The organism is Streptomyces sp. LUP30, assembly GCF_001746365.1.
GTDB lineage: Bacteria > Actinomycetota > Actinomycetes > Streptomycetales > Streptomycetaceae > Streptomyces.
On record NZ_MJAJ01000104.1, the window covers coordinates 1 to 7447 of the forward strand.

A 7447-nucleotide genomic window follows, 5' to 3' on the forward strand; every position below is an offset into this window, starting at 1 on the left:
ACCTCGCTGCCGTCGTCCAGCGTGTGGTTGGGTCCCTGTGCGAACTGCACGCGCAGGTCCGGCAGTTCCTCCGGTTCCGGGATCCGCCAGGGTTCGGAGCCGTTGGCCAGGTAGCCGTCGGAGAGCAGCATCACCGGCGTGCGGTAGGTCAGCGCGATCCGGGCCGCTTCCAGCGCCGCGTCGAAACAGTCCGCCGGCGTGCACGGCGCGACGACGGGCACCGGGGCCTCCCCGTTGCGGCCGTACATSGCCTGCAGCAGATCCGCCTGCTCGGTCTTGGTGGGCAGTCCCGTGGACGGGCCGCCGCGCTGGATGTCGATCACCAGCAGCGGCAGTTCGAGGGAGACCGCGAGCCCGATCGTCTCCGACTTCAGCGCCACGCCCGGGCCGGACGTGGTCGTCACGGCCAGCGAACCGCCGAACGCGGCYCCCAGTGCCGCACCGATGCCGGCGATCTCGTCCTCCGCCTGGAAGGTGCGCACGCCGAAGTTCTTGTGCCGGCTGAGCTCGTGCAGGATGTCCGAGGCCGGGGTGATCGGGTACGAGCCCAGGAACAGCGGCAGATCGGCCTGGCGGGAGGCGGCGACCAGCCCGTACGACAGCGCGAGGTTCCCGGAGATGTTGCGGTAGGTGCCCACCGGGAACGCCTTCGACGCCGGGGCCACCTCGTAGCTGACGGCGAAGTCCTCGGTCGTCTCGCCGAAGTTCCACCCGGCCCTGAACGCGGCGATGTTCGCGGCCGCGACGACGGGCTTTTTTGCGAACTTCGACCTCAGGAACCTCTCGGTGCCCTCGGTCGGCCGGTGGTACATCCACGAAAGGAGGCCGAGCGCGAACATGTTCTTGCTGCGCTCGGCCTCCTTGCGGGTGAGGTCGAATTCCTTGAGAGCCTCGACGGTCAGGGTGGTCAGCGGGACCGGATGGAGCTGGTAACCGTCGAGGGACCCGTCCTCCAGCGGCGAGGCCGCGTACCCCACCTTCTGCATCGCCCGTTTGGTGAACTCGTCCGTGTTGACGATGATCTCCGCGCCGCGCGGCACATCGGCGATGTTCGCCTTCAGCGCCGCGGGGTTCATGGCGACGAGCACATTGGGTGCGTCGCCGGGGGTGAGGATGTCGTGGTCGGCGAAGTGGAGCTGGAACGAGGAGACGCCGGGCAGGGTGCCGGCGGGCGCCCGGATCTCGGCGGGGAAGTTGGGCAGGGTCGACAGGTCGTTGCCGAACGACGCCGTCTCCGAGGTGAAGCGGTCGCCGGTGAGCTGCATACCGTCGCCCGAGTCACCCGCGAACCTGATGATCACCCGGTCGAGACGACGGACGTCCTTCGTCCCACCCGGTCTGCGCTGCTCTCCCACGACGGCCGCGTCCGCTCCGTCGGTTCCGTCGGCCTGTTCCGCTGGGCTGACCTGACTGGTCACTGAACTGGACCTCCCTCGAGACGGCTGTCCCGGAGGGCCTTCCCGAAGGCCCTCCACGGATCAGCCTACGTCGGTAAGGGTCGCCTTCCCTCGGCGTCTCGTATGACGGTTTCCCTGTCCCGAGACGGCCCGGCGCCCCCGCTGGTCATGATTTCCCGCCCCCCGGCGCCACCGCGTCAGACGCTCCGGATCCAGGCCGAGGTTCTCCGCCCGACGAGGGGCAGGGTGACACCTCGCTACGTGTTGAGGTAGGTGAGGACGGCGAGTACCCGGCGGTGATCCCCGTCACTCGGGGACAGGCCGAGCTTCAGGAAGATGTTGCTGACGTGCTTCTCCACCGCACCGTCGCTGACGACCAGCTGCCGGGCGATCGCCGAGTTCGTCCGCCCCTCGGCCATCAGCCCGAGGACCTCCCGCTCCCGCGGTGTGAGCCCGGCCAGCACGTCCTGCTTGCGGCTGCGTCCGAGGAGCTGCGCGACGACCTCCGGGTCGAGTGCGGTGCCGCCCTGGGCGACCCGCACCACGGCGTCCACGAACTCCCGCACCTCGGCCACCCGGTCCTTGAGCAGATACCCGACCCCGCGGCTGGAACCGGCCAGCAGTTCGGTGGCGTACCGCTCCTCCACGTACTGCGACAGCACCAGCACCCCGAGTCCGGGATGCGCCCTGCGCAGCTGTACGGCCGCCCGCACCCCTTCGTCCGTATGGGTGGGCGGCATCCGCACGTCCGCGACGACGACGTCGGGCAGCGCCCCCTCGTCGTCGAGCTCGGTGATGGTCTTGACCAGCGCGTCGGCGTCCCCGACCCCCGCGACCACGTCGTGCCCCCGGTCGGTCAGCAACCGGGTCAGCCCCTCCCGCAACAGCACCGAATCCTCGGCGATGACCACCCGCACCCTGTCCTCCACGATCCTCGGCCCCCCAGCCGTCCACCCCGTTGGTCGAACCAGTCAAGCATTCCAGCTTCCGGCTCGTCTGCACCCGAGAACGGGCAGGCCAACGGTCAGAACAGCAGGGACTAAGGGAGGGAAGGGCGGCAATCCGGCCATCACCCACCACCTTCGGCCACCTTCGGCCATCCTCGGTCGATGGCGGCGGTGGGGGCAGCGGCAGCGGGCGGTGGCAGTGGGGCCAGCGGGAGCAGCGGGGGCAGTGTGGACGGCGAGGGCGAGGGCGGGGGCGGGGGTGGCTCAGGTCAGGCCGCCCCGCCAGGGGAGTTCCGCGGTGATCCGGGTGGGCCCGCCCGCCGGGGAGTCCACGACCAGGATCCCGTCGACCGCGTCCAACCGCCCGGCGAGGCCGGCCAGCCCGGAGCCGCCCGAGGCGTCCGCGCCGCCCACCCCGTCGTCCATCACCTGCAGCATCAGCCGGTCGTCCGTCCGCCACACGTCCACCGAGGCGGACCGGGCCCCGCTGTGCTTGCTGACGTTCTGCAGCAGCTCCGAGACGGTGAAGTACGCGATGCCCTCGATGGCCGGCGCGGGCCGCTCCACCAGATCCACGTCCACCTTCACCGGCACGGTGCAGCGCGAGGCCACCGAGGACAGGGCCGCGTCCAGGCCCCGGTCGGTCAGGACCGCCGGATGGATTCCGCGCGCCAGATCGCGCAGCTCCTGCAACGCCGTCTTCACCTCGCCGTGCGCCTCGCCCACCATGCGCGCCGCCTCCTGCGGGTCCTCCCGCAGCTTCTCCTTCGCCAGCCCCAGATCCATCGCCAGACCGACCAGCCGGGCCTGCGCCCCGTCGTGCAGATCGCGCTCGATGCGCCGCAGGTCGGCCGCCGCCGTGTCCACCACGACGCCACGGTCGGACTCCAGCTCCACGACCCGCGCCCCCAGCGAGGACGGCCCGAGCAGCCCGTGCACCAGCAGCCGGTCCACCGTCGTCAGCGCCCGCACGATCCACGGCGACGCCAGCGTGATCAGCAGTCCCACCAGCGCCGTCACGGTGATCTCGAAGGGGTTGTCGAGGTAGACGCTGTGCTGCTCGTCGCCGTACAGCTGAATGCCGCCCTGGCCGCCGTACATCGGGATGACCCAGAACCACAGCGGGTACGTCAGCATGGTCCAGCCGAGCGACCACACCGTCACCGTGACGACGAAGGAGAACACCGCCCACGGGAACTGCAACACCGCGTACAGCATGTTCCGCCAGGAGGTTCCGCTCTTGAGGACCGCGCCCATCCAGCTCATCACGCCGCTCCGGGGCGCCCGCAACGGCTCGGGCTCGCCCACCTCCAGGCCGAGCAGCCCGCGCGCCCGGGCCCGTTCCAGCGACCCGAGCCCCCGGCACGCGGCCAGGCCCGCCGCCAGCACCGGTACGCCGAGGAACGTCACCAGCAGACCCGCCCCCAGCGACAGCATCGTGACGGCGAACGTGAACAGCGCGACGCCGATCGGCAGACCGAGCAGCACGTAGAGAAGTTCACGCCAGTGGCGCGCCGTGAGCGGCTCGCGCAGTCCGGCAGGCAACAGATGCCGGCGCTCCCCGCCCCGGCGCCCGTACGCACCCCCGGGCCGGTCGTCTGGCGCGAACCGGTCGTCCTCCCGGTACGGGTCGTCCTCCCGGTACAGGGCGTCCTGCCGGTACCGGTCGTACTGCCCGTACTGCCCGTACTGCGTGGCCATCCGCGTCGTCCGTTCTAGTCGTCCTGCTCGTCCTGCTCGTCCCGCAGCTGTCGATCCGTACCTCCCAGCCTCCTCGGCCGCGGGTGCGCGGACCATGGAGTCCGTCGGCGTCTCGGAAGGGGGGTTTTCCCTACCTCCCGCGGCCGCCGGCCCCCCGGTCGCGCCAGGGCAGCTCCGCCGTCACCGTCGTGGGACCCCCCACCGGTGAGTCCACGACGAACAGCCCGTCCACGGCGTCCAGCCGTTCCGCGAGCCCCTGCATCCCCGACCCGCCGTCCAGCGAGGCGCCGCCGCGGCCGTCGTCCCACACCTGGACGAGGAGCCGGTCGTCCGTCCGCCACACGTCCACCGAGGCCGACCGGGCCCCGCTGTGCTTGCTGACGTTCTGCAGCAGCTCCGAGACGGTGAAGTAGGCGATGCCCTCGATGGCCTGCGCCGGTCTGGACGGCAGGTCGGCTGTCACCTTCACCGGCACCGTGCAGCGCGAGGCCACCGAGGACAGGGCCGCGTCCAGGCCCCGGTCGGTCAGGACCGCCGGATGGATCCCGCGTGCCAGATCCCGCAACTCCTGCAACGCCAGCTTCACCTCGCCGTGCGCCTCCTCCACCATCGCCGCGACGACGTCGTCGGCCTGCCCCTCCAGCAGCTTCTCCTTGGCCAAGCCCAGCCCCATCGCCAGGTTGACCAACCGGGCCTGCGCCCCGTCGTGCAGGTCGCGCTCGATACGCCGCAGATCGGCGGCCGCCGTGTCCACGACGACCCCGCGGTCCGACTCCAGCTCGGCGATCCGCCGCTCCAGCTCGTCCGAGGGGGACAGCAGCCCGCGCACCATCGCCCGGTCCGCGTTCGTCAGCGCGCGCGCCAGGTACGGCAGCACCGGCCACAGCACGAAGAGGGACGGGACGACCACGGCGAACGTCAGCACCCCCCAGGGCAGCCGTATCAGGTCGTACAGCACCGTGCGCCAGGCCACCGGGTCCTTCAGCGCCAGCCACATCCGCTGAAGAGGACCGCCCGCCCGGCTGAGCGGCAGCGGGCTGGGTTCGTCGATGCGCACCGCGAGCAGCCGACGGGCCCGCCACCGCTCGAACCGGCCCATCAGCCGCGCCCCGGTCAGCCCCAGCATCAGCAACGGGAAACCGACCACGGTGACCGTCATCGCGGCCCCCGTGACGATCACCGCCATCACGTAGGTGAAACCGGCCAACGCCATCGGCAGATTCGTCAGAAGGTGCGCGATCTCCTTCCAGGTCTGCGGGTCGTAGGCGAAACGGACCGGGGGCGGACGATCATCGTCGTACCCGGCGCCTCCCGGACCGGACGTTGCCGGTCGGAGGGCGGAATGGCTGGCGGAAGCGGTCATACGGCTCAGCCTGCCGTCCCGCAGGGCAGCGCGCCATGAGGTCTGCTGCCTTCCTCGGCCGGGGGAAAACCCCCGCCTCGCGCACCGCCCCGCGTCCCGAGCCGTGACGGGCTGCTTACTGTCCCTTTATCAGGGCCTAGACTCCCGTGCGTACAGATCGTCGAACGGCCGACCGTCGTGGACACCGCAGTGGAGACCGGAGTGGAGACCACGGCGGGAACCACGGCGGAGACCGCGATGAAGACCGCGGCAGAGGCCGCTGCAGGCCGAGGTCAGGGAGCGAGGGGACGGACGTGCGGGAACCGACCGTCGATGTCGCGGCGGACGTCGCTGCGAACTACTTCCAGTCGTATTCCGTCGTCGGGCTGCTCGCCGTCGTCGGCGTCCTGTTCGTCGCCGTCGCCTTCGGCGCGGGACGCCTGCTGCGCCCGGTGGTCCCCACCCCGGAGAAGCTCCTGACGTACGAGTGCGGCGTCGACCCGGTCGGCGAGGGCTGGGCCCACACCCAGGTCCGCTACTACGTCTACGCCTTCCTGTACGTGATCTTCGCCGTCGACTCGATCTTCCTCTTCCCCTGGGCGACGGTCTTCGCGGCCCCCGGCTACGGCGCGGCCACACTTGTGGAGATGTTCGTCTTCCTCGGCTTCCTGGCCGTGGGCCTGCTGTACGCCTACAAGAAGGGCGTCCTGACATGGACGTGACGCCGGAAACCAGCCCGTCGCCGGCCGGCCCGCCGGAGCAGCCGCCTTCGGCGCCCGTGTACCTGCCCGAGCCGAAGCGACTCGGCGCCCTGGCCCGCCTCGCCCCCGAACCGATGAAGGTGGTCCTGAACTGGGGCCGCCGCTACTCGCTGTGGGTCTTCAACTTCGGCCTGGCCTGCTGCGCGATCGAGTTCATCGCCGCGTCGATGGCCCGCCACGACTTCATCCGCCTCGGCGTCATCCCCTTCGCGCCGGGCCCGCGCCAGGCGGACCTGATGGTCGTCTCCGGCACCGTCACGGACAAGATGGCCCCGGCGGTCAAGCGTCTCTACGAGCAGATGCCCGAGCCGAAGTACGTCATCTCCTTCGGCGCGTGCAGCAACTGCGGCGGCCCCTACTGGGACTCGTACTCCGTGACGAAGGGCGTCGACCAGATCATCCCGGTGGACGTGTACGTGCCGGGCTGCCCACCGCGCCCCGAGGCGCTGCTCCAGGGCATCCTCAAGCTCCAGGAGAAGATCGCACGGGAGTCGCTGGACGAGCGCTACGGCACGTCCACGTCCCGCCCGTCCCCGGCCGCCCTGCAGAGCGACCTGGTGAGCCCACCGCCCCCGACCCGGTCCACGACCGCCGAACCCACGACCTCCGAGCATGCTCCGGGCACGTCCGAGGAGGGCCGATGAGCACGGTCGGCTGGCTGCCCGCCCCCGCCGAGGAGCTCTTCGGTCCACAGGCCACGGCCGAGGAGTCGTACGACGTCCTCACCGTCGACGTCCCCTCCGCATCCTGGACCGACGCCCTGCGCGTGGCTCGCGACCGCCTGTCCTGCAGCTACTTCGACTGGCTGAGCGCGGTCGACGAACCCGGCACGGGCTTCCGCGTCTCCGCGCACGTCGTGGCCCTGTCCCCGGTCCGCCGCCTCCTCGTGCGTACGACCATCCCGCACGAGGCGCCGACGCTCGCCACCGCCGTCGACGTCTACGCCGGCGCCGCCTGGCACGAACGCGAGACGCACGAAATGTTCGGCGTCGCCTTCGAGGGACACCCCGGCCTCGACCACCTCCTCCTCCCGGAGACCTTCGAAGGACACCCCCTGCGCAAGGACTTCGTCCTGGCGGCCCGCGTCGCCAAGGCCTGGCCCGGCGCGAAGGAACCCGGCGAGTCAGAGCACGGCGGACCCAAGCGCCGCCAGATGCTCCCCCCAGGCGTCCCCGACCCCAACGAATGGGGCCCCCTGAAGGGCCAGCTCCCGCCGGCCCCGACCCGTCCGACCCGCGCCGGGGCAGGCCGCGCGGCCGGCGAGCGCCCGGCCCGCCCCGCAGCCGACCGCCCGGTCCG

The 7447-nt window shown here is 71.4% G+C and carries 7 protein-coding genes; 3 read left to right on the forward strand and 4 right to left on the reverse strand.

The genetic code is table 11. The annotated features are described in order from the left end of the window. The 4 genes from BG482_RS39645 to BG482_RS39660 all read right to left on the reverse strand — a co-directional run. Positions 1–1418, reverse strand: a 1418-nt coding sequence (locus tag BG482_RS39645) for a 2-oxoacid:acceptor oxidoreductase family protein (RefSeq protein WP_069774071.1), incomplete at its 3' end; no start/stop codon positions are given. A 236-nt stretch (positions 1419–1654) separates the two neighbouring features. Next, positions 1655–2326: a response regulator transcription factor gene (locus BG482_RS39650; RefSeq protein ID WP_069774072.1), complete on the reverse strand. Its 672-nt coding sequence runs from the start codon at positions 2324–2326 to the stop codon at positions 1655–1657. A gap of 282 nt (positions 2327–2608) precedes the next feature. After that, a complete protein-coding gene (locus BG482_RS39655; RefSeq protein WP_069774073.1) occupies positions 2609–4045 on the reverse strand; it encodes a sensor histidine kinase in 1437 nt (478 codons plus the stop codon). A gap of 130 nt (positions 4046–4175) precedes the next feature. After that, the gene (locus BG482_RS39660; protein WP_069774074.1) at positions 4176–5408 is read right to left on the reverse strand and encodes a sensor histidine kinase; all 1233 of its coding nucleotides are present in this window, start codon (positions 5406–5408) and stop codon (positions 4176–4178) included. 293 nt (positions 5409–5701) lie between these two features. Here BG482_RS39660 and BG482_RS39665 point away from each other — a divergent pair, with 293 nt between their 5' ends. The 3 genes from BG482_RS39665 to BG482_RS39675 form a co-directional block, all read left to right on the forward strand. Continuing rightward, positions 5702–6109 (forward strand): NADH-quinone oxidoreductase subunit A, encoded by a 408-nt coding sequence (locus BG482_RS39665; RefSeq protein WP_069774075.1) that lies wholly within the window; start codon positions 5702–5704, stop codon positions 6107–6109. Then, positions 6100–6792: an NADH-quinone oxidoreductase subunit B gene (locus tag BG482_RS39670; RefSeq protein WP_069774076.1), complete on the forward strand. Its 693-nt coding sequence runs from the start codon at positions 6100–6102 to the stop codon at positions 6790–6792. Before BG482_RS39665 ends, BG482_RS39670 begins: the two co-directional genes overlap by 10 nt. Next, positions 6789–7447, forward strand: a 659-nt coding sequence (locus tag BG482_RS39675; protein ID WP_141746726.1) for an NADH-quinone oxidoreductase subunit C, incomplete at its 3' end; no start/stop codon positions are given. The genes BG482_RS39670 and BG482_RS39675, both read left to right, overlap by 4 nt.